The sequence below is a fragment of the Sphingomonas sp. genome (genome assembly GCF_035910975.1).
In the GTDB taxonomy this organism is placed as follows: Bacteria; Pseudomonadota; Alphaproteobacteria; order Sphingomonadales; family Sphingomonadaceae; genus Sphingomonas.
This window is the reverse complement of sequence record NZ_JAMHWM010000039.1, coordinates 24,239-45,950: the sequence shown is the minus strand read 5'-3', so window position 1 is coordinate 45,950 and position 21,712 is coordinate 24,239. Positions and strand designations below refer to the sequence as shown.

22 protein-coding genes and 1 riboswitch are annotated in these 21,712 nt (G+C 68.0%); of the genes, 8 read left to right on the top strand and 14 right to left on the bottom strand.

The genetic code is table 11. From position 1 onward, the window contains the following. From VYI76_RS13530 to VYI76_RS13515, 4 genes are read right to left on the bottom strand one after another with little or no spacing between them, the layout of a single operon-like run. Nucleotides 1-582: a hypothetical protein gene (locus tag VYI76_RS13530; protein ID WP_326525326.1), complete on the bottom strand. Its 582-nt coding sequence runs from the start codon at nucleotides 580-582 to the stop codon at nucleotides 1-3. Further along, nucleotides 582-887, bottom strand: coding sequence for an alkylphosphonate utilization protein (locus tag VYI76_RS13525; protein WP_326525325.1), 306 nt, complete (start codon nucleotides 885-887; stop codon nucleotides 582-584). Before VYI76_RS13525 ends, VYI76_RS13530 begins: the two co-directional genes overlap by 1 nt. Next, nucleotides 884-1,273, bottom strand: coding sequence for a DUF2141 domain-containing protein (locus VYI76_RS13520; protein ID WP_326525324.1), 390 nt, complete (start codon nucleotides 1,271-1,273; stop codon nucleotides 884-886). The genes VYI76_RS13525 and VYI76_RS13520 overlap by 4 nt, the downstream gene beginning before the upstream one ends. Further along, nucleotides 1,239-2,024, bottom strand: coding sequence for a sterol desaturase family protein (locus tag VYI76_RS13515; protein ID WP_326525323.1), 786 nt, complete (start codon nucleotides 2,022-2,024; stop codon nucleotides 1,239-1,241). The genes VYI76_RS13520 and VYI76_RS13515 overlap by 35 nt, the downstream gene beginning before the upstream one ends. Nucleotides 2,025-2,063: 39 nt before the next feature. Then, nucleotides 2,064-2,172, top strand: a riboswitch (TPP riboswitch). Between the two features lie 37 nt (nucleotides 2,173-2,209). Here VYI76_RS13515 and thiC point away from each other — a divergent pair. The 3 genes from thiC (at nucleotide 2,210) to VYI76_RS13500 (ending at nucleotide 5,613) form a co-directional block, all read left to right on the top strand. After that, on the top strand, nucleotides 2,210-4,105 hold the full coding sequence (gene thiC / locus VYI76_RS13510; RefSeq protein WP_326525322.1) for a phosphomethylpyrimidine synthase ThiC: 1,896 nt from the start codon (nucleotides 2,210-2,212) through the stop codon (nucleotides 4,103-4,105). A 258-nt stretch (nucleotides 4,106-4,363) separates the two neighbouring features. Then, nucleotides 4,364-4,924, top strand: coding sequence for a hypothetical protein (locus VYI76_RS13505; protein WP_326525321.1), 561 nt, complete (start codon nucleotides 4,364-4,366; stop codon nucleotides 4,922-4,924). 227 nt (nucleotides 4,925-5,151) lie between these two features. Continuing rightward, nucleotides 5,152-5,613, top strand: a complete 462-nt coding sequence (locus VYI76_RS13500; protein WP_326525320.1) for a hypothetical protein — start codon at nucleotides 5,152-5,154, stop codon at nucleotides 5,611-5,613. Nucleotides 5,614-5,640: 27 nt separating this feature from the next. On the opposite strand, the gene VYI76_RS13495 is transcribed toward VYI76_RS13500, so the two are convergent. From VYI76_RS13495 to VYI76_RS13470, 6 genes are all read right to left on the bottom strand, one after another. Then, nucleotides 5,641-6,336 (bottom strand): head GIN domain-containing protein, encoded by a 696-nt coding sequence (locus VYI76_RS13495; RefSeq protein ID WP_326525319.1) that lies wholly within the window; start codon nucleotides 6,334-6,336, stop codon nucleotides 5,641-5,643. Nucleotides 6,337-6,385: 49 nt separating this feature from the next. Continuing rightward, complete coding sequence (locus VYI76_RS13490; protein WP_326525318.1) at nucleotides 6,386-7,114, bottom strand: head GIN domain-containing protein; 729 nt, start codon at nucleotides 7,112-7,114, stop codon at nucleotides 6,386-6,388. A gap of 112 nt (nucleotides 7,115-7,226) precedes the next feature. Continuing rightward, a complete protein-coding gene (locus VYI76_RS13485; protein WP_326525317.1) occupies nucleotides 7,227-7,760 on the bottom strand; it encodes a CarD family transcriptional regulator in 534 nt (177 codons plus the stop codon). Between the two features lie 218 nt (nucleotides 7,761-7,978). After that, nucleotides 7,979-8,320 carry a ferredoxin FdxA gene (gene fdxA, locus VYI76_RS13480; protein WP_326525316.1) on the bottom strand — a complete coding sequence of 114 codons (342 nt, stop codon included), beginning with the start codon at nucleotides 8,318-8,320 and terminating at the stop codon, nucleotides 7,979-7,981. A gap of 52 nt (nucleotides 8,321-8,372) precedes the next feature. Next, the gene (locus VYI76_RS13475; protein WP_326525315.1) at nucleotides 8,373-8,678 is read right to left on the bottom strand and encodes an RNA-binding S4 domain-containing protein; all 306 of its coding nucleotides are present in this window, start codon (nucleotides 8,676-8,678) and stop codon (nucleotides 8,373-8,375) included. Then, entirely contained in the window at nucleotides 8,671-11,148 is a 2,478-nt protein-coding gene (locus VYI76_RS13470; RefSeq protein ID WP_326525314.1) for a helicase-related protein, read from the bottom strand. Before VYI76_RS13470 ends, VYI76_RS13475 begins: the two co-directional genes overlap by 8 nt. 220 nt (nucleotides 11,149-11,368) lie before the next feature. On the opposite strand from VYI76_RS13470, the gene VYI76_RS13465 reads away from it, so the two are divergent. The 4 genes from VYI76_RS13465 (at nucleotide 11,369) to VYI76_RS13450 (ending at nucleotide 15,591) form a co-directional block, all read left to right on the top strand. Further along, nucleotides 11,369-12,844: a M23 family metallopeptidase gene (locus VYI76_RS13465; RefSeq protein ID WP_326525313.1), complete on the top strand. Its 1,476-nt coding sequence runs from the start codon at nucleotides 11,369-11,371 to the stop codon at nucleotides 12,842-12,844. Between the two features lie 93 nt (nucleotides 12,845-12,937). Continuing rightward, a complete protein-coding gene (locus VYI76_RS13460; RefSeq protein ID WP_326525312.1) occupies nucleotides 12,938-13,423 on the top strand; it encodes a hemerythrin domain-containing protein in 486 nt (161 codons plus the stop codon). A gap of 10 nt (nucleotides 13,424-13,433) precedes the next feature. After that, nucleotides 13,434-14,813, top strand: coding sequence for a UdgX family uracil-DNA binding protein (locus tag VYI76_RS13455; protein WP_326525311.1), 1,380 nt, complete (start codon nucleotides 13,434-13,436; stop codon nucleotides 14,811-14,813). Nucleotides 14,814-14,904: 91 nt separating this feature from the next. Next, nucleotides 14,905-15,591 carry a phytanoyl-CoA dioxygenase family protein gene (locus VYI76_RS13450; RefSeq protein ID WP_326525310.1) on the top strand — a complete coding sequence of 229 codons (687 nt, stop codon included), beginning with the start codon at nucleotides 14,905-14,907 and terminating at the stop codon, nucleotides 15,589-15,591. A 61-nt stretch (nucleotides 15,592-15,652) separates the two neighbouring features. Here VYI76_RS13450 and pyrC read toward each other — a convergent pair whose 3' ends face one another. Next, entirely contained in the window at nucleotides 15,653-16,708 is a 1,056-nt protein-coding gene (gene pyrC, locus VYI76_RS13445) for a dihydroorotase (RefSeq protein ID WP_326525309.1), read from the bottom strand. A gap of 49 nt (nucleotides 16,709-16,757) precedes the next feature. Here pyrC and ygfZ point away from each other — a divergent pair, with 49 nt between their 5' ends. Further along, complete coding sequence (gene ygfZ / locus VYI76_RS13440; RefSeq protein WP_326525308.1) at nucleotides 16,758-17,495, top strand: CAF17-like 4Fe-4S cluster assembly/insertion protein YgfZ; 738 nt, start codon at nucleotides 16,758-16,760, stop codon at nucleotides 17,493-17,495. Nucleotides 17,496-17,789: 294 nt separating this feature from the next. On the opposite strand, the gene VYI76_RS13435 is transcribed toward ygfZ, so the two are convergent. From VYI76_RS13435 to VYI76_RS13425, 3 genes are all read right to left on the bottom strand, one after another. Next, complete coding sequence (locus tag VYI76_RS13435; RefSeq protein WP_326525307.1) at nucleotides 17,790-18,941, bottom strand: OmpA family protein; 1,152 nt, start codon at nucleotides 18,939-18,941, stop codon at nucleotides 17,790-17,792. Between the two features lie 109 nt (nucleotides 18,942-19,050). Continuing rightward, nucleotides 19,051-19,554 carry a DUF2793 domain-containing protein gene (locus VYI76_RS13430; protein WP_326525306.1) on the bottom strand — a complete coding sequence of 168 codons (504 nt, stop codon included), beginning with the start codon at nucleotides 19,552-19,554 and terminating at the stop codon, nucleotides 19,051-19,053. Between the two features lie 13 nt (nucleotides 19,555-19,567). Beyond that, on the bottom strand, nucleotides 19,568-21,712 hold the full coding sequence (locus VYI76_RS13425; protein WP_326525305.1) for a phage tail protein: 2,145 nt from the start codon (nucleotides 21,710-21,712) through the stop codon (nucleotides 19,568-19,570).

Below are 21,712 nucleotides of genomic sequence, written 5' to 3'. Positions count from 1 at the left end.
TTATCGGGCACCCCACGGCGGCGGCGGCGCGGGCGCCGGACGGGTCAAGTCGAACGACACGCGGAAATGGCGGTCCTTGCGGGTCAACGCATAGTCGAACCGGTCGGGCGTGACCTCGACGATCCAGACGTTGGTGGTGGAAACCGCGCGATTCTCGCGCCGGAACAGCGCGATCGATTCGGCATCGACCGGAAAGGCCTGCGCGGTCGCGGTGCCGGGCGCATCGGTGTCGCCGCCGTACATCGTCAGCACGTCGCTGGACCCGTCCGCATGGCGATGGTCGTGCTTCAGCCGCAGCCCCGCGGCGGTGCGCGTCACCACCCAGGTGCGCGAACGATCGTCGCCGACATGGAACGGCACCCGGATCGTGTCGGCCGAACAGTCGCGGACGTGCATCGTCATCGGCTTGCCCGCCATGTCGGCATCGGCGGGGTCGGTGGTGACGAGCCGCCCGGCGAACGCCTTGCCGCACAGCCGCGAAAGGTTCGTGAAGAACGCATCCTGCGGGTCGGCGGCGGCACGCGGCGTGGCGCACCCTGCCAGCGCGGCGGCGACGCACAGGAGAGCGACAGGCTTCATCATCACCGTTTCCTCACGAATTCGGCGCGCAGCACCAGGCCCTTGATGCCGTCATATTTGCAGTCGATCTCCTGCGCGTCGCCGGTCAGGCGGATCGACTTGATGAGCGTGCCGCGCTTCAGCGTCTGGCCCGCGCCCTTCACGGTCAGGTCCTTGATGAGCGTCACCTGGTCGCCGTCGGCCAGCACATTGCCCACCGCGTCGCGGACCTCGACGACATCTCCCGCGTCGCCAGCAGCGGCAGCGCCGCCGGATGCGGGCACCCACTCGCCGCTCGCCTCGTCATAGATATATTCGTCGTCGCTCATAGCAGATACCGCATCCTTATGCCCTGGGTGCCACCCTGCCCGTCGAGGGCGAAGCGCGCCGCGCCGAATTTGGGCGGGCCGAAACCGATCGCCGGGTTGCGCGAGAAACCGAAGCCCTCGCGCGGAATCCCCATCATCGTGTCGAGCTTGCCGTTGCCGTTCTCGTCGTGGATCACCGCCACGGCATAGCCGCCGACCGGCAGCGCGTCGAACGTCACCGCGCGGGTCCCGGCGGGGATCGACCGCGTCAGCGCGCGGGCATCGCCCTTGCAGTCGGGGAAATGCTGCGCGTCGGCGGTGATGCAGATTTGGATCAGCCCCTTTGCCGATCGCAGGCTGGTGAAGTCGAGCTCAAGCCGCGCGACCGGCGCCGCCCCGCCCAGCATCGCCAGCGCGACCGCGCCGAACGTCGCCTTCGCGAAAATCCCCCGTGCCCCGATCGGTGCCGCACATGCGGTCCCAGAAGCGGAAATACAGCCCATAATTGCACCCGTAAGCGTCATGATGCCGCTGATGATGGCTCGCGGTGATCAGCCACGCCCCCAATGGCCCCCTCCACATGAATCTGGGCCAGATTTCCCACCCCATGTGATTGGTCACACCCATAACCGTCATGATCGTCAGGACCAGACCCAGCATCGCCGCGTGGATCGGAATGACGAACACCAGTAGCGGAATTACCACAGCCAGCGTCACCGCCTCATAGGGGTGGAACGCCATCGCCGCCCAGGCGGTCGGCGGGCGGCTGGCATGGTGGACGGCGTGGACGCGGCGGAACACCGCCGGCCGGTGCATCCAGCGGTGCGTCCAGTAGAACCAGGCGTCCTGCACGATCAGGTACAGCAGCACCGACACCGGCAGATACCAGATCGGCCAGGCGTCCCAGTCGGTGTAGATCAGCGTCCACCCCTGCTCCCGCCATCCCCACGCGACCACGCCGGCGGGGATGCCATAGATCGCGGCGGAAGCCAGGCTCCACCCGATCTCGCGCCGGATCTGCGCGTCGAGCCCGACGTAAAGCCCCGGCCGCGTCAGCCGCGTGGCGAGCGCGAACCCGCCGCTCGCCAGCAGGTATCGCACCGCGACGATTCCCGTCATCGCGATCGCGGATATCAGGGCGGCGGTGAGCGCGGACATCGCGCCGCTTTACCGGCTCCGCTCTACCCTCTACAAGCGCTGTATCCCCGGGGGAGCGCTATGCGGCGCTTGAGAGGCGATCACGAGATCGCGACCCGCCGAACCTGATCCGGTTGACACCGGCGTAGGGAGTGGAAGCGGCGTCCCCCCGGTCCCCGTTCCCTCTCCCCGAATGGAGAGTGACAATGGCAGACGTTCCCGCCCGCACCGAACTCAAGGTCACGACCGGCCCGATCCGCGGCTCGCGCAAGATCCACGTCGGCCCGCTCGGCGTCGCGATGCGCGCGATCGACCTCGAACCATCCTCCGGAGAGCCGCCGCTCAACGTCTACGACACCTCCGGCCCCTACAGCGACCCGGACGCCCGCATCGACATCATGGCCGGCCTCCCCCGGCTCCGCCGCCCGTGGATCGAGGCGCGCGGCGACGTCGAGACCTATGACGCACGCGAGGTGCGGCCAGAGGACAATGGGCTGAAGGGGCCGGATCGCTCCGGCGGCGTCCAGCAATTCCCCAACCCCAACCGCCGCCCGCTGCGCGCGCGCGCCGGCGCCAACGTCAGCCAGATGCACTATGCCCGCCGCGGCATCATCACCCCCGAGATGGAATATGTCGCCACCCGCGAGAACCTCGGCCGCGAGATGCTGCGCGAATATGCCCGGGACGGCGAAAGCTTCGGCGCCGCCATCCCCGATTACGTCACCCCCGAATTCGTCCGCGACGAGGTCGCGCGCGGCCGCGCGATCATCCCCAACAACATCAACCACCCCGAAACCGAGCCGATGGCGATCGGCCGCAACTTCCTGGTCAAGATCAACGCCAACATCGGCAACAGCGCGGTCGCATCCGACGTCGCGAGCGAGGTCGACAAGCTCGTCTGGTCGATCCGCTGGGGCGCCGACACGGTGATGGACCTGTCCACCGGCCGCAACATCCACGACACCCGCGAATGGATCATCCGCAACTCGCCCGTGCCGATCGGCACCGTCCCCATCTATCAGGCGCTGGAAAAGGTCGGCGGCATCGCCGAGGAACTGACGTGGGAGATCTTCCGCGACACGCTGATCGAACAGGCCGAACAGGGCGTCGACTATTTCACCATCCACGCCGGCGTCCGCCTGCCCTACGTGCCGCTCACCGCCAAGCGCGTGACCGGCATCGTGTCGCGCGGCGGATCGATCATGGCGAAATGGTGCCTCAGCCACCACAAGGAGAGCTTCCTCTACGAACGCTTCGACGAGATCACCGAGATCATGAAGGCGTACGACATCGCCTATTCGCTGGGCGACGGCCTGCGCCCCGGATCGATCGCCGACGCCAATGACGAGGCGCAGTTCGCCGAGCTCTACACCCTGGGCGAACTCACCCACCGCGCCTGGGCGCAGGACGTGCAGGTGATGATCGAAGGCCCCGGCCACGTGCCGATGCACAAGATCAAGGAGAATATGGACAAGCAGCTCGAGGTCTGCGGCGAGGCGCCCTTCTACACACTCGGGCCGCTCACCACCGACATCGCGCCGGGCTACGACCACATCACCAGCGGCATCGGCGCCGCGATGATCGGCTGGTACGGCACCGCGATGCTCTGCTACGTCACGCCCAAGGAGCATCTCGGCCTGCCCGACCGCGACGACGTGAAGGTCGGCGTCGTCACCTACAAGCTCGCCGCCCACGCCGCCGATCTGGCCAAGGGACATCCCGCCGCCAAAATGCGCGACGATGCACTGAGCCGCGCCCGCTTCGAATTCCGCTGGCGCGACCAGTTCAACCTGTCGCTCGATCCCGAAACGGCCGAACAATACCACGACCAGACGCTCCCGGCCGAAGGCGCGAAGACCGCGCATTTCTGCTCGATGTGCGGCCCGAAATTCTGCTCGATGAAGATAACGCAGGAAGTGCGGGACTTTGCGGCGCAGCAGAATCAGGGCGCGGAGGGATTCCTAGCCGCCGGCCCGAGCGCCACGGAAACAGCGGAGGCCAGCAAGGCGGCGGCGCTCAAGGGCATGGCAGAGATGAGCGCGCTGTATAACGCCACCGGACGTGAGCTTTATGTTGGCGCGGGCGGGCGCGAGCATGACTGATTGAATGAAAAGGGAGAGCCGCGATGAGACGCTGGGTTCCACTGGCCCCCGCCAAAACCATCAGTGCGGCTTGCTCAGAACCAAGCCTGCGATCCCTGCCCCGTAGACCGACCGCGCCCTCGCTTTAGCACCGAAACGGTTCATTTACGTCTATGTACCGAACCCGCCTCTATGCATAGATAGCGCCCCAGACTTGCACGGGTATGACGTTTACCGTGATCGGTCGTTTATGGAAGCTGAAGCGCAGATAGCCGCAGCATGATCCAGGCTGTACCGATCCTAACCTGTATTCTAACCGCCGGCTCGGCACTGGCCGGTGTCTTCGTTACAAGTCTTCTCAAGAGGCGAGATGATCGCGCCCTGTGGCAGTATGAAGATCGTCAGGAATTCCGCCGCTTTGTCAGAGAGCGAAGCGAAACGGCCTTTGCGACCCTACACAATACCCGTTTGGCCGCTCATCGCGTAATCTTGGCAGATCTCGCCCTTCTCGAAGGTAAGAACGATCCCGGCATCTATAAAGCGTTCACTCCGATATTTCCCGCGGGATTGCGGCAGGAGATTGACGATATTCGCTTCTCGCTGGAGGCGTATCTGCCCGGAGCGTTGGAGTCATTCTACCGATGGAGTAGCGAAGCAAATATGGCGTTGGTAACCCGCCGCGCGGTTATTGAGCGCGCATTGGCCGGCGCCTCTGAGGCATCAGACCTCGACGTATACCGCCATCGTGCTGACGCCTTCATGGAATGCATCAACGAATTGTGTTCGGTAGTCGTGCAACTCTGTCGCGAAACAAACTGCCCACCGAAAGTGACGAACTGACACGGAATACAGTGTGATCAATTCCATAACGATCGCGACCCGCGAAGGCGTCGGCAACCATGAATATCGAAGACTGCGATCTTACGCGCTACTATGCGTTAGTCGGATTCCGTACAAAAGCGCACATGGACGACAGGCTGTGACATTTCCGTTGGACTCGGCGCTGTAAACCGCGTCGAATACTTAACGGCGCGCCGTAACCACGTTTCTCTACTGGGAGAAAATCCATGGATCGTCGTATCGCGGCGCTTGCCGGCGCCCTGTTTGCTTCGTGCATTCCGGCCGTAGCCCCGGCTCAGTCGGCCCCGGCGCCCGCGCCCGCAGCCATGCCGCTCAAGGCGGAAACGGTCGCCGACGTCCGCTATTTCATGATCGAGACGATGACGTCGAAACCCGGCGCGCGGACCTGGACGATCATATCGAAGAACTTCATTCCCGCGGCCAAGGCCGCCGGCGTTCCATATCCGGTCATCTATACCGAAACCGGCACCTTGCGGACGATCGCCGTCACGCCGCTGACCGGCGGGCTCGCCGATCTCGAATGGTCGATGTCGCCCGACGACGTGAAGTTGATGACCGAACTGGGCAGGCAACTGGGCAACGCCGACAAGGCGGAGGCGCTGATGAAGGAGTTCAACGACGGTATCGACAGCCGCAGCCGCGAGATCGTCCACGAACACACGAAATAGGCGGCAAGGTGGAGCGTGCGGGCGCCCCTATTTCCGCCCGCACGTCACCGGCCCGCTGCCCTTGACGGTACAGGCCGGGCCGCCGGCGACGGTGATCGCGCCCTGGCCCATCGCCATGACCTCCGCCGTCTCGCGCGCGGTGAAGCTGCCGTCGCCCGCGCTCTGCCAGTTGACGGTCAGGTCGCGCGCATCGAGCCCGGCGGCGTCAATGCCGCCGGCGCCGTTGGACTGGAAGGTCGCGCGCATCGCCTTGCCGGCCAGCGTCATGCGGCCGGTGCCAATCAGCGTGCCGTCGACCCGGTCGGCCTCGGCGCGAGCCACGTCGAGCGTGCCGGCGCCGGTCAGGTTGAGTTCGACGCGCTGGCCCGCCATCCGGTCGACGCTCAGCCGCCCGCCGCCGACCACCGCGGCGGCACGCAGTGCGGGCACCGTCACGACGACGCGCGGGCGCGTCCGGGCGGTGCCGGGGTATCCGCCCCAGCCGTTCACGCTCGGCCCGACGATCAGCGTCGATCCCTGCAACCGCACGCTCACTCCGTCGAGCGCGCGCGTATCGCCGATCGCGGTCGCGCCGGCGCCCTTGCCGGTCGTCACCGTCACCTCGAACGGCCCGTCGACGCGGATGCGGTCGAAGGCGGAGAGCAGGATGCGCCGCTCGTCGGCGCGCGCGGGCGCGGCGAGCGACAGGAGGGGGAGCAGGACGAGCGCGGCGCGGACCATCATCACGCCACGCTCGCACCGTGCGGAAGCTTGCGCAAGCGCCGGCCGCGGCTCAGCCGCAGCGGACGCTGCCCGATCCCATCTTGCTGGTCGTGCAGCGTGCCTTGCCACCCAGTGTCACGTCGCCCGATCCCATGATCGTCACCTTGGCGTCGCCATCGACCTCGGCCGCGACATTGCCCGATCCGGCGATCGAGATGTCGGCGCCACGCGCCTTCACGCCGCGCGCCTCGACATTGCCCGATCCGGCGATGTCGACCTCCAGCCGCTCCGCCTGTCCCGCACCGGCGACGATGTTGCCCGATCCGGCCAGGTCGAAGCTGACCTTCCCAGCCTGCAGCCGCCCGACCCGCAGATTGCCCGATCCAGCCAGGTCACCCTCGAAGTCGCCGCCCTGGACGGTATCAACCGTCATGTCGCCCGATCCCGCCAGGCTCGCCTCGCGGATCGCTGGCATGGTGACGTGGATTTTGACCGGCTTGGACGATTTCAGCCAGCCGCCGTCACGCTTGCGCCCGACGCGCAGCGTGTCACCGTCCCTGCGGATCTCCAGCTTGTCCAGTTCCTCCGCCGGCCCCTCGGCACGGACGGAAAACGCACTTCCGACCTTGACGTCGACGTCGTCAGCGCCGGCCAGTTCGACACCGGTGAAATCCGTCACCTGATATGTACGGCTGCCGCCGGCGCCGCTCGGCTCCACCCTGTCGCCCTTGTCGCTGCCGATCGCCACAGATCCGCACGCCGCCAGCGGCAATGCCGCCAGGATTGCCAGAAACCGCATGATCCGTCTCCCGATTGTGTATTGTTTACATAATACACATGCGAAGGCCGCGCAAACGAAAAGGGCGGCCCCGCAGGACCGCCCTTTCGCATCGTCGCCGCGCAGGCGGGGATCAGGCCGGAACCTTGTCCTTGATGTGCGCGGGTGCGGCCTTCTTCAGGATGTCGAGGATCTTTTCGAGCGCCTTGGGCTCCTCGACCTCTTCCATCGCGGCAAGTTCGCGCGCCAGCCGGCTGGCGGCGGCCTCGAAGATCTGGCGCTCCGAATAGCTCTGCTCGGGCTGGTCGTCGGGACGGAACAGGTCGCGCACCACTTCCGCGATCGACACCAGGTCGCCCGAGTTGATCTTCGCTTCATATTCCTGGGCACGGCGCGACCACATGGTGCGCTTCACCTTGGGCTTGCCCTTGAGCGTGTCGAGCGCCTCGCGCAGCGTCTTGTCGCTGGAAAGCTTGCGCATCCCGACGCTCTCGGCCTTGTTGGTCGGCACGCGGAGCGTCATCCGCTCCTTTTCGAAACGCAGCACGTACAGCTCCAGGCTGGTGCCCGCGATTTCCTGTTTCTGCAATTCGATGACACGGCCCACACCGTGCTTTGGATAAACGACATAATCGCCGACGACGAAGGACAGCGCCTTTGCAGCCATGTGGGGCAAACCTTTCATTGTGTCCGGCCCGAAAACGACAGGCGCGCCGCCGATGAGAATCAGGGCGCGCCGGGTTCGGGACAGCGTTCGAACGTCTCCGGATCATCGGGCGAGAGTCGCCCGCGTCCCGAGTCCTTTAACACGCTCGTAACAAAATTACCAGTGTTGCAGTGCAACCTGCGGGCCGTACGCGGCCATTCGTGCCGATGCGGGACCGATCAGTCGCCGGCGCCAGGCTCTGGCGAGAAATATTTGTCGAACTTGCCGTCTTCGCCCTTGTGCTCGTCGGCGTCGGCGGGGGTCTGGTCGCCCTTGCGCGTGACGTTGGGCCATTGCGCGGAGAAGGTGGTGTTGAGTTCCAGCCACTTCTCCAGCCCGTTCTCGGTATCGGGCAGAATCGCCTCGGCCGGGCATTCAGGCTCGCACACGCCGCAGTCGATGCACTCGCTGGGGTTGATGACGAGCATGTTCTCGCCCTCGTAGAAGCAATCGACCGGACAGACTTCCACGCAGTCCATATACTTGCAGCGGATGCAGGCATCGGTGACGACGTAGGTCATGGCAAACGGCTCCCTGTGACGTGCCTTCCGCTATTGGCGGTTTTCGGGCGCGTCAATCGCTCGCGCCTTGCTGCGAGACGTTCTCAACCGGGGAGAGATCGCTGTAGCAGGCCCGGGCTTCGGGCGCCGGGCCGCGCCGGACGGGCAACACGTCGATGCGGATCACGCGGATGCGGCCGTGCAGCGGGAAGGTCAGCGTGTCGCCGACCCGCACCGCAGTCGCCGCCTTCTCGATCACCCGCCCGTCGATCCGCAGGTGCCGCGCCTCCGCCACCTCCTGCGCGAAGCCGCGCGTCTTTGCCAGGCGGACGAACCACAGGAACTTGTCGAGCCGCATGGTCGGCGCCGCGTCAGCCATGCGGCGATCCCAGTCCCGCCAGCACCGCGAAGGCATTGTCGCGGCGCGGCGGCTCGGGCTTCTTCGGTGAGACCATCCGGGGCCGCCCCTGCCAGATCCACTGCGGCGGCTCGCCCTTTGCCGGGCGGAAGCCCAGCCGCGCCATCAGCTTCGCGAGGGTATCGGGCGCGAGGCCGATCGAAGTGGCGAGCGCCGGGTCCGGCGCGAAGGGCTTGCGGCCGGCGCGTGCATCATGCGCCGCGCGGGCGATCCGCTCGACCAGGTCGATCCGCACCTGCTGCCCGGCGATCCGGCGAAAGCCCGCCAGTGGGGCGGCGCCGGCAACCACGGTCGCGCCATCCGGCGGCAACAGGACATACCGCCCGCGCGCCGCGAGAAGCACTTGCCGCCACGCCGCGGCGGAAGGCTTCATCAGCGCGGGTGCGAACAGGTCGAGCGTGCCGAGGGTGACGCCCTGGTTGCGCAGATAGCGCCGCGCGGGCGGCAAGAGCCGCTCGACCTCCGCGATCGTCGCGCGATCGGCGAGCCCCCCGGCGTCGCCCAGCGCGATCGCGACGGCACGCAGTTCGGCAGGCGCCGCGCTGTCGCTCGCCAACGCATCGAGCCGGGCGAGCACCGGCGTCAGCCGCCGTGTGCGATCGCCGATGAAGCGCTGCAGCCGCTGCGCCACGCCCTCGCGCGCCGCCTTGTCGAGGCAGTCGAGCGCCCGGTCGAGCGTCAGCGCCGGCCGCGTGATCTGCGGGCCCGCCCCCAGCCGCGCTACCGGCGCGCGCCGCCAGAACAACACACCCGCCTCCAGCTCAAGATCGTCATCGGGCGCGTCGGCAAGAGCGCGCCCGCGCCGGGCGAGTTCGCCCGCCAGACGCTTTTCCGCCGCCGAGAGCAGCAACCGCTTGTCCGCCGCGCGCGCATCGGCCGCGACCGTGAAGCGGAACCCGTCGAGCCGGCCGATCACATGATCCTCCACCAGCACGTCGCCGGCCGGGTCGATCTCCACCGGCAGGTGACGTCCGTCGGCGCCGATCGTACGGAGCAGCGCGGTGGTGCGCTTGTCGACGAACCGCTGGGTCAGCCGATCGTGCAGCGCGTCGCTCAGCTTTTCCTCCAGTGCCCGCGCGCGCGCCTGCGCCTCGCCCGGATCGGCCAGCCAGTCGGCGCGATGCGCGATATAGGCCCAGCTGCGCGCCGCGGCGATCCGCCCGGCGATCGTCTCGACATCGCCCGCGACGGTGTCGAGCCGCGCGATCTCGCTCGCGAACCAGGCGAAGGGGATATGCCCCGTCCCCTCGGTCAGATGCTGGAACACGCGCGCGACGAAGCGGCTGTGCGGCTCGACGCCCAGCTTGCGGAAATCCGGCAGGCCACACGCCGCCCACAGCTTGGCGACCTGGGCCGGATGGCGCGTACGATCCATCACCCAGGGTTCCGACGCCAGCCGCTTCAGCACTGCCAGGTCTATCGCCTCGGGTGCCGCGCGCAGCAATATCTCTCCGGGCTTCGCCTCCAGCCCTTCGATCAGCGCGCCGACGCTGGACGTGTCGGGCACACCGTCGCGCCAGTAGAGGAAGTCGAGGTCGGGGAAGCGATGCTCCTCGATCGCGAACACCTCTTCGGCCGTGAAGGCGCCGGGGCCGTCCTCGGCCAGCGCGCCGAAGGTGCCGTCGCGCTGGTGGCGTCCCGCGCGCCCGGCGATCTGCGCCATCTCCGCCACCGTCAGCCGGCGGGTACGGCGGCCGTCGAACTTGGTCAGCGACGCGAAGGCGACATGCGCCACGTCCATGTTCAGCCCCATGCCGATCGCGTCGGTGGCGACGAGATAGTCGACCTCTCCGGCCTGGAACATCGCGACCTGGGCGTTGCGCGTGCGGGGGCTGAGCGCGCCCATCACAACCGCCGCCCCGCCGCGCAGCCGGCGGACGGCCTCGGCCACGGCATAGACTTCCTCGGCACTGAACGCGACGATCACCGATCGTTTGGGCAGGCGCGAAAGCTTCCTGGCGCCGGCATAGCTCAGCGTCGAGAAGCGCGGCCGCTCGATCACCTCCGCCTCGGGCACCAGCGCGCGGACCAGCGGGCGCAGCGTGGCGGAGCCCAGGATCATCGTCTCGTCCCGCCCCCGCGCGCGCAGCAGGCGGTCGGTGAAGACGTGGCCGCGTTCGGGATCGGCGCCCAGTTGCGCCTCGTCGAGCGCGACGAAACCGACCTCCCGCTCCAGCGGCATGCTCTCCGCCGTGCACAGGAAATAGCGCGCCTGCGGCGGGACGATCCGTTCCTCGCCGGTGATGAGCGCCACCTGCTTCTCGCCCTTCATCCGGACGACGCGATCATAGACCTCGCGCGCCAGCAGGCGCAGGGGGAAGCCGATCATCCCGCTCGAATGGCCGCACATCCGCTCGACGGCGAGATGCGTCTTGCCGGTGTTGGTGGGGCCGAGAACGGCGGTGACCGCGGAACGCGCGAAACTGCTCATCGCCGGCCCAAGATCGACCGCCCGCGCCCGCGATGCAATGGCATGGCGCAGGATTTTCGTGCAGCTCCGGTTTTCGTCGGCAAACGGCAACGCCTCGTCGCAAGCAAGCCACGGCAAAGTCCGGGTTAATTTGACTTTAGGAATTGCCCTGCACAACGCTGGCGTCCGGGCCTGGGGCTTTGGGCAGGCTTTGCTGTGTATTTCGGGGGGTAGCGCGGCTTTGTTCCTGCGCAACGATCACGGACTGGAAAATGCCGGCGGCGCTGCGGCGCTGTCGTTCGGGCGCGCGATTCCCGCAGCGCCCGTTCCTGCCGGCCTGCTCGTGCGGCTGCGCGATCGCCTTACCGACATCGATCTCGTCCCCGATCTCGGCCAGAACATCGGCAGCGCGGAATGGTGGCGCGGGGCGGCGACCTGCGCCGGCTTGATCGCGATCACCATCGCTCTGCGTCCGCCCGTCCTCCCGCCGATTGTCGCGCCCGCGCCCGAGGTGCTGACCGGCGCCGACTGGGACGAGGCGCGCAGCCACGCCATCTCGGCGCTCGCGCTCGGCGCCACCTCGGGCCGACGGATGGCGCCGACCGCGCAGGTCGTGCCGCTGACCGACACGCCCGAGCGCCCCTCCCTCGACCTTAGCGCAACGCTTGGATCGGGGCCGGGGATGGCTGCCGCGCTGGAGCGCGCCGGCGTCGGCGACGGCGAAGCGAGGCGCATCGCCGAACTGGTCGCAGCGCATATGCCGCTCGCCGACCTGAAGCCCGGCACCCAGCTGGCACTGACGCTCGGCCGTCGCGAGAACAAGGCCGACGCCCGCCCGCTCGACGCGCTCGAATTCCGCGCCAGGTTCGATCTCAGCATGCAGGTCGCCCGCACAGGCGGCGATTTCGCGCTCACCGCGGTGCCGATCGCGATCGACCACACGCCACTGCGCATTCAGGGCCGCGTCGGTTCCAGCCTCTATCGCTCGGCGCGTGCCGCAGGGGTGCCGGCCAAGGCTGTCGAATCGTTCCTCCGCTCTATCGCCAGCCGCATGCCGGTCAGCCGCATCGGCGCCGACACCCAGTTCGACATGATCGTCGAGCGCGCCCGCGCCGCGACCGGCGAGGTCCAGCTCGGCCAGCTGCAATATGCCGGGCTCAGCGGGCCGACCAAGCTCCAGCTCATGCGCTTCGAGAAGGACGGCAAGGATCAGTGGTTCGACGCCAAGGGCGTCGGCGCCAAATCCTCGTCTGGCGCGATGATGCCGGTCGCCGGACGCCTGACCAGCAGCTTCGGCATGCGCCGCCACCCGGTGCTCGGCTATGCCCGCATGCACAAGGGGCTGGATATCGCCGCCCCGTCCGGCGCGCCGATCCGTGCGCCGATGGACGGCGTGGTACAGATGGCGGGCTGGGCCGGCGGCTATGGCAAGTTCGTGAAGCTGTCGCACGGTGGCGGCATGGCGACCGGCTTCGGCCACATGAGCCGCATCGCGGTGGCGAGCGGCGCGCGCGTCAGCAAGGGGCAGGTGATCGGCTATGTCGGCTCGACCGGCATGTCGACCGGTCCGCACCTCCATTACGAGCTGTGGAAGAACGGCGTGCCGATCAATCCCGGCAAGGTGACGTTCGAAAGCGTGCAGCAGCTGTCGGGCGGCGCGCTCGCGGCGTTCCGCACCAAGTTCGCGCGGCTGATGGCGGTGCCGACCGCCGACTGATCGCTGCCCGGCTGCGAACGGCTCGATTGCAATCGATTCGCAAGTGAAACCCTCGCACGCGCCACCGGTTGGGCGCGCGAAGGAGTTTCCCCCATGGCCCACGCCCGCATCTTCGAAGACCTGAAGGCCGATCACGATCGCCACCGCGCCTTGCTCGAAAAGCTCGGCGAAACCAGCGGCGACAGCGACGAACGCCGCGCGCTGTTCGACGAATTCCGCACTGAGGTCGCCGCCCACGCCGCCGCCGAGGAGGAATCGCTCTACGCGACAATGCTCGCCAAACCCAATCTGCGCGAGGATGCCGTCCATTCGGTCAGCGAGCACAAGGAGATCACCGATTTCCTGGGCGAACTCGCCGACATCGACATGTCGTCCTCCGCCTGGCTCGCCAAGTTCAAGGAGATGCGCCACCGCTACGAACATCATATCGACGAAGAGGAGGAAGAGATGTTTCCCGCCGCCGACGACGGGCTGTCGAAGCGCGAGGAAGCCAGGCTCGCAAAGGTGTTCGAGGCGCGGAAGCCCAGGGAACTCGAACGCGCGGAAGCCAGCCCGCCCGGCAGCGACGACCGCGAATGAGGCACCACGCGTGAGGGTCGCCACCCTCGCCACCGAAGACGATTTCGACGGCTGGCGCGACGCCGCGCGCAACCTCGCCGCCGCCGGCGTCCCCGCCGATCAGGTCGTCTGGCAGGTCGGTGAGCGGCCGATAGACCTGTTCGGTGATGAAGCCTTGCTTGAAAGCGACGCGCCGGCCTTTCACGTGCCCCGCGCCTTCGTCGATCTGGCGCGGTCGGTGGTTCTCCACGCCGATCCGCAGCGGTTCTCGCTGCTCTACGCCGCGCTGCTGCGCATCCTCGCCGAGCCGCGACTGATCGACGACCGCGCCGATCCTCACCTGCGACGTCTCGATGAAATGGCCAAGGCCGTCCGCCGCGACGTCCACAAGATGCGGGCCTTCCTGCGTTTCCGCGAGATCGCCGACGACGGTGGCGAAAGCTACGTCGCCTGGTTTGAACCCGAACACCACATTGTCCGCGAGAACGCCCGCTTCTTCGTCAACCGCTTCACCACGATGCGCTGGTCGATCCTGACGCTTGAACTGTCGCTCCACTGGGACGGCGCGACGCTCGCCGAAGGGCCGGGCGCGACGAAAGCCGATGCTCCCGAGGGCGATCCGATCGAGGCGGTGTGGAAGACCTATTACGCCTCGATCTTCAACCCGGCGCGCCTGAAGACCGGCGCGATGCTGAAGGAGATGCCGCGCAAATACTGGAAGAACATGCCCGAAACCGCGTTGATCGGCGAACTCGTGGCCGGCGCGCAGGCGCGTGAGGTGGCGATGATCGACAAGGCCCGCGCCGCGCCCGGCGGCAATTCGGACGCCGCCTGGGCGGCGCTGCGTGACGAGGCGATGGGCTGCACCCGCTGCGACCTGTTCCGCCATGCCAGCCAGACGGTGTTCGGCGAAGGGCCGGTCGATGCGCGAATGATGTTCGTCGGCGAACAGCCCGGCGATCTGGAGGATCTCGCCGGCCGCCCCTTCGTCGGCCCCGCAGGCCAGGTCTTCGACCGCGCGATCGCCGATGCCGGCATCGACCGCACGGGCGTCTACGTCACCAACGCGGTCAAGCACTTCAAGTTCGAGCCGCGCGGCAAGCGCCGCATCCACGCAAAACCCGACGCCGGCGAGGTCACCGCCTGCCGCTGGTGGATCGAACAGGAACGCGCGATCATCCGCCCCGATGTCACCGTGGCGCTGGGCGCCACCGCCGCGCGCTCGCTGCTCGGCAAGGTCGTGACGGTCGGCCGGGAACGCGGACGGCCCATCACGCTGGATGGCGGCGGCACGGCGTGGATCACCGTTCACCCCAGCTACCTGCTGCGCATTCCGGAAAAGGACCGCGCCGAGGAAGAATACGCCCGCTTCGTCGACGATCTGAAAGCCGCTGCGGCAATGCTGGGATAGCGGTGGAGCGTCGCGAAACGGGTGGTTAGCCATCCGGCGGCGTTGCGGATGGAATGCTGGAAACCAGCCATTTCCTCGCCTAGTTAGCCGGATGCGATACGCCGACGACAGCGCCTTGCTCACGTTCCGGCAAGATGGGGCGCAGCGGTATCGCGACGCGGTTACCGTCAGCTTATCTGATCTGTTTAGGGCGCTGGATCACTTGCCGGAGGATCACGCCGGTATTCGTATTACCGGGCTCGAAAAACTGAGGCCGTTTCTAGACCCCACAGGCCCGATCGGCTTTATCGCGGCGAAGGTGCTCGGGCCTGGAAGTCGCCCGGTAAGAGCAATCCTGTTCGACAAGACAGTCCAAACGAACTGGTCGCTTGCGTGGCATCAGGACCGCACGATCTGCGTGAAAAAACGGATTAACGTCGATGGCTTCGGGCCGTGGACCACTAAAGGCGGCATGCAGCACGTTGCGCCGCCTTTCGATCTCCTAACCCGTATGGCCACCCTGCGGGTTCACATGGACGATGTCCCTCCGACGAACGCGCCGCTTTTGGTTGCTCCCGGTTCACATGCTGACGGGCGCATCTTGGTGGGCGACATCAACGAAGTTGTTGGGCGGCGGGGCGTGAAGACCTGCCTTGCGAGGGCCGGTGATATTTGGCTCTATTCGACCCCGATACTTCACGCATCAGAGGCTGCGACGACGCCGGCCCGCCGTCGCGTTCTTCAAGTCGACTATGCGGCGGAAGAGCTTCCAGGCGGGTTGGAGTGGCTTGGGGTCTGATGTCGGATCGCAGGCGCGGTATCGGCCAGACTGAACGCGGCTATTGCAGCGACGGCCACCGTCATCCCGCAACCGGTTCCCCGTCCACCATCCGCCACGCCAGCCGCTCGCCCGCGCGGAACGGCACCACCTCCGACGCCTCGACCATCAGCCGCTCGGGCACGTCCAGTCCGATGCGTTCGAGCGTCACCGTCCCCTCGTTGAGCGGCAGCCCGTAGAAGCGCGGCCCGTTCTCGCTGGCGAACGCCTCGAACCGGTCGAGCGCGCCGTCCTCGTCGAACACCTGGGCATAGAGTTCGAGCGCGGTCAGCGCGGAGAAGATGCCCGCGCATCCGCACGACGACTCCTTCGCGCCCACCAAATGCGGCGCGCTGTCTGTGCCGAGGAAGATGTTCGACGCGCCCGACGTGCTCGCCCGACGCACCGCGACCCGGTGCGCCTCGCGCTTGGCGACCGGCAGGCAGTAAGCGTGCGGACGCAGGCCGCCGGCGAAGATCGCGTTGCGATTGATGACCAGATGCTGCGGCGTCACCGTCGCGCCGATCCGATCGGGATGCGCCAGCACGAAATCGGCCGCCTCGCTGGTGGTGATATGCTCCAGCACCACCTTGAGCGCGGGGAAGTCGGCGAGCAGCGCCTTCAGCACCCGTTCGATGAACACCGCCTCGCGATCGAAGATATCGACGTCGGCGTCGGTCACCTCGCCGTGGACCAGCAGGGGCATGCCGATCGCCTGCATCGCCTCCAGCACCGGCGCGATGTGCGCGATGCTCGTCACGCCGTGCGCCGAATTGGTCGTCGCATGCGCGGGATAGAGTTTGCACGCGGTGAACACACCGCCCTCGAACCCGCGCCGTACCTCCGCCGGATCGGTCGCGTCGGTCAGGTAGCAGGTCATCAGCGGCGTGAAGTCGCTCCCCGCCGGCAGCGCGGCCAGGATGCGCGCGCGATAGGCCTCCGCCGTCGCGACGTCAGTCACCGGCGGCGACAGGTTCGGCATCACGATCGCCCGCGCGAACTGGCGCGCGGTCGGCGGTGCGACCGCCCTCAGCATCGCGCCGTCGCGCAGGTGCAGATGCCAGTCGTCCGGGCGGCGGATCGTCAGGCGGTCGGTCACGGGGCAACTCCGGGCTTCACATCGTCGCCGCCGCGCTTACCTGTGCATCATGGCGAGCACCACCCCAAGCACTACGCTTCGTGACCGGACGGTCCTGAAGGTTTCAGGCGACGACGTTCGCGGCTTCCTCCAGGGGCTGGTCACGCAGGATCTGGCGAGCGTGGCGCCCGGTACGCCGCGCTGGTCCGGGCTGCTGACGCCGCAGGGCAAGGCGTTGTTCGATTTCATCCTGTGGGATGGCGGCGATGGCGCGATCCTGATGGATTGCGAGGTGAGCGAGGCGGATACGCTCGCTCGTCGCCTGTCGCTCTATCGCCTGCGCCGCGCGATCGACATCGCGCCCGTCGATTTCGCCGTCCACTGGTCGGGCGACGCGGGCACGGATCGCCCCGCCGACCCACGCCTGGCTGCGCTCGGTCACCGCTGGCTCGCGCACGCGACGGAGGGCGACGCGTCAGATAGCTGGCGCGCGCACAGACTCTCGCTCGGGGTGACGGAGGGTGTGGGCGAACTCGGCCGCGACGCGACGCTCTGGCTCGAATGCAACGCGCGCGAACTGAACGGGGTCAGCTTTGCGAAAGGCTGCTACGTCGGCCAGGAGAACACCGCGCGGATGCATCACCGCGCCAAGGTGAACCGCCGCCTGGTCGTCGCTCCATTGGGCGACGGCGGCGACCGCACCCGCACGCGCTATCCCGATCTCGCGCTGATGGTCGAACTCCGCCGTATCGAGGCGCTTGGCGATGCATTGCGACCAGCATGGCTGGCCACCGCGCTGGAAGGCTGAAGAAGGGCCATTTCGGATAGGGCGCAGGGAGGCTGCGGAGCCCGCGTCACCCACCCCAGCGGGGCAGCGCGATCGCGAGCCTGCCATATTGCGAACCGGGGGTTTGAAAGTGTCGCCGGCGCGACAGGGCGCAGCGGGCAACGCGAGTTCCGCACGAAACACGCCTTCTTCTCCGAACGCCTTCGCACATTTCCCCAACTATCCTTTCGTCGCCCCGCCTGGGCACAAAAGAAAAGGGAGGCCGGATTGCTCCGACCTCCCCGATCTTTCGTCCGGCAGAGCCGAACCGGTGGATTACATCCCCGAGCCAGGCCCGTAGGTGATTTCCACGCGGCGGTTCTGCAGTTCGCGAACGCCGTCGGCGGTGTCGACACGCGGACGGCTTTCGCCGAACGCTTCCGACGAGATCACGCCGTCGCCGATGCCACGCGAGGTCAGGTACGAACGGACCGAGTCCGCGCGACGCTGCGACAGGCCGACGTTGTAGCTCGCCGAACCCGAACGGTCGGCGTGGCCCGCCAGCATTACCTGCGCCTGGCCGCACGCGCCGTAAGCCGACACGGCGTTGTCCAGAATCCCGGCTGCTTCCGGCGTGATGTCCGAGCGATCCCACTCGAAGAACACGATGTACGGCCCCGGGGTGCACGGCACCTGCGTCACCGGCGGGGGCGGCGGAGGCGGCGGCGGCGGCGTTACCGGCGGCGGGGGAGGCGGCGGCGGAGGAGGCGTGGGAGCTTCCGGCGCGCCGAAGTTGTAGATCAGACCGCCCAGGATGCTGTGCGAACGGTAGCGACCGTCGAACGTGCGACCCGACACATCAACCAGGCGGACGTCGTCCGCATTGAAGAAGCGATACTTCAGCGACGCCTCGAGGTGGTCGCCGAGCGGGGCGCGGATGCCCGCGAGGGCCTGCCACGCGAAGACCGTGTCCGAATCGTCGAGGAACGCGCCGCGCGTGTTGAGCGCATAGCCGTCCGCCTTGACGCGGGCCACACCGGCACCACCGCCCAGGAAGCCCTGAACGCCGTCGTCGTCACCGAAGTCGAGCAGCGCGTTGACCATGAAGCTCAGCGCCGAAGTCTTGCCGCCGGCATAGTTATACAGGCCGCTAGCCACGTTGTAGAGCGTGTTGTTCGCCGCATAGGCCGGCGTCGTCAGCGACGAGCGCCACGCATCGACGCCCGCCTGCTTGTAGGCCACTTCGGCCTCGGCGCGGAACATGCCGAAATCATAGCCAATGATGCCGCCGGCATCGAAGCCGTAGCGGTGGTCGGCGGTGCCGGCGTTGGCGGTGCGGACACCGGCCGCGGTGGTGATGTCGAAATCGATGTCTTCGACAATCTGCGCGCCGCCCTCAACGCCCACGTACCACGAATTATCGCGGGCCAGGGCGGGAGTCGCAAGCGCGGTAGATGCAAGCGTCAGAACGACGGCAAGCTTCCGCATAGAAATCCCCTTTCATGGTTGTCACTACGGACAGCGCAAACTCACTAGACCGAGGTTGGTTTCGGCGCAAGCGAACAAAAGCTGCGGACTGTTGCCGGAACGTCACATTTCAGGGTGTTTCGACCAGATTGTGATGCCTCAGCGCCACCAGCACCGCCGCTATCGCCGCGCGCGCCTCGTCGTCCACCGTGACCCCGCCCGCCGGATCGGCGATCGGGCCTGCCGGGGCACCCAGCATCTCCACATCGTCCAGCACGAGTCGCGTACCGGCCAGCCGCCCGATATGCCAGCCGCCATCCGCGAAGCTCGCCTCGGCCTGGTCGTCGTCCACCCAGACGCGAAACCCCGGCCATGGCGTCACGAAACGCCAGCCCCCGGGGGTCCAAGTCGCCAGCGCGCCTGCCTGTCCGCTCCAGGCCCCATCCGGTGTCTCGCCGATCACCCAGCAGTCGCCCGGCGCCGGCTCGGGGGGCGGCGTCTCCTGTCCGATCGCGATCACCCGGGCCTGCACCATGGCGTCGAGTCGGGCCAGCGCCTCGTTATGCGTCATCTCCTTCTGGGCCTGTCCCGGAAAGATCAGGGGCAGGCCGAGGCGTGCGGTGGTTTCGCTCATCGTGGTTGTCTCCTCACAGATTGCATTGGCCGGGCCTCGATGGCGCATGCGCGCCGGCCTGCCGGACGCTGATCGCCGTCACACCTTCCCAGCTTCCCGCCGGCAACTCCGCCTCCGGTATCGCCGTCACCGCCAGCGGCGGCCCGACGTCGCCATCCCGGCCGACGGAATAGAGTTCGCGCTCTTCGGCGAGTGCCGCGTCGATGCCGTCGATCCAGTGCCACCCCGCCCGGCTCCGCCGTGTCCAGCGCACCGCAAGCGACCCGTCGTCGCGCGCCTCGGTCCCAAGGTGCACCGGCGACGGCGGGGCCACCGATGCGCCGGTCAACAGCGCGTCGGCCATCGCCGGCGTATCGCCGTCCCCCGCGCCCGATGCCATCACCGATACGCTCGCGCCGATCGCCGCCGCCGGCAGGTCCATCGTCAGCATCGCGGCCGGATCGACCAGGCAGAAGCGCGCGCCGGCCGTGCCCGATCCTGCCGCCCATTCGGTGCCGCGCCGCCCGCGCCACAACCCGCTCAGCCGCCACTGCGTCGGTCCGGTCCGCACCGCGCGGGCGAATTGCAGCAGTTCCTCTCCGACCACCGCCAGATTGACGCCGCGATCGAGCGCCGCAGCGTCGGCATCGGCCAGCGACATCGCCGCATTGGCCAACGTCACGTCCAGCACATTGTGGCGGTCGATCAACGTCGATGGCGCTGCGGCGAGCGGCTCGGCGACGCGGCCCAGCGTGGCCCCCCGACGGGCTGTGCCGGCCGCCATCCATGCGCCGCCGCCGTCCAGCCTCACCTGCACTTCGGCCCCGCGCCACCCCGCTCCCTCGCCGGCGGCGGCAACGACAAGTCGCGGCGCCGACAGCAGCTGGCCCGGCGGCGGTGGAATCTCGAACGCGTGGACCATAGTCGCCCCCACCGGAGCATCCGGTGCCCCGACGACCCGCCCCGGCGTCGCGCCGACGGGCAGCGGCGCCCGCGCGATCCGCGCCAGGCCCAATGTCAGCACCATTGCCTCCAGCGACCAGTCGGCGATCCGCCACTGCCCCGCCTCGCCCGCGATCGTCACCCGGTCGCCGGGCGCGATTCCGATCGCCCGCCAGTCGATCGCGATCGTTCGCCGTTCGCGGGCGATGTCCGCCCGGCGCAATACGGCCTCCGCCATCGTCTTGGCGGCATCGGCCTCTAGCACCATCGGCAAGTCGATACGCAGTTCGCGCAACCCCGACCCGGCCCGGCGCGCGCGCTGCAGCCCGGCCTGAAAATCGCGGGCGGGATCATGATGGCTGACCGTCACCGCGCGCGGGGCGGTATCGGCCGGGGCCACCGCCCGCACGCCCCGCCCATGCCCGCCCGCCCCGGTGTCCGCCACCTCCACCGCCGCGCCATCGCCCGCACGCAAGGTCATCGCTCCACCGGAAGTGGCGAACCACGCCCCGCTCACCTCGCACAGCCCGCTCACGATATCGCGCACCGTCGCGCCATAGGCCGAATAGCCCGTCACCATCTGGCCCGGCTCGCCCGCATCGACGGCGTCGCCTGCCACTGCCTCCACGATCGTGCCGCAGCGCACCGGCGCGGGATCGGCCACCACCTCGAAGGTCAGAGAGGGGATGCGATTGCCGAACTCGGCCAGCGGCATATCCTCGAATACGGCGTAGGCCTGGCCACGGCACGCCGGGGTCAGGTCGATGCCTTCCGCCGACGCGATCAGCGGATCAATCGCCTGCTCCTCGCCGCCGGTGTACAGCCGGAACCGCGTCGCCGTCTTGAAATCGCCCGCCCCGCCGCGCAGCAGCTTGCCGTCGGCCCAGATCCGCCCGACCGACTGCACTGCACGCGCCGACAGCAGCACCGCGAACGATGCGCTGTAGCTGTAGGTGGTGGTCGATCCGCGCCCCTTTCCGCCACCTTCGGTCGTCGCATGCTCGATCAGGTCGGTCGACCAGATGACCGTCCCCGCCACGCGCATCGTCCCGAACAACCTGGGAATCGGGGCGCCATAGGACGATGTCTGCACCGCCAGCTCGATCAGGCGCGGCCCTTGCCGCCCCTTCGGCCGCAGCCAGGTCGCGTCGATCGCCTGCCCGGCCAGCGCGCCCAGCGCCCCGCCGATCGGCCCGCCCAAGGCGGTGCCGACCGCGGTCAGGATCAGTGTCGCCAT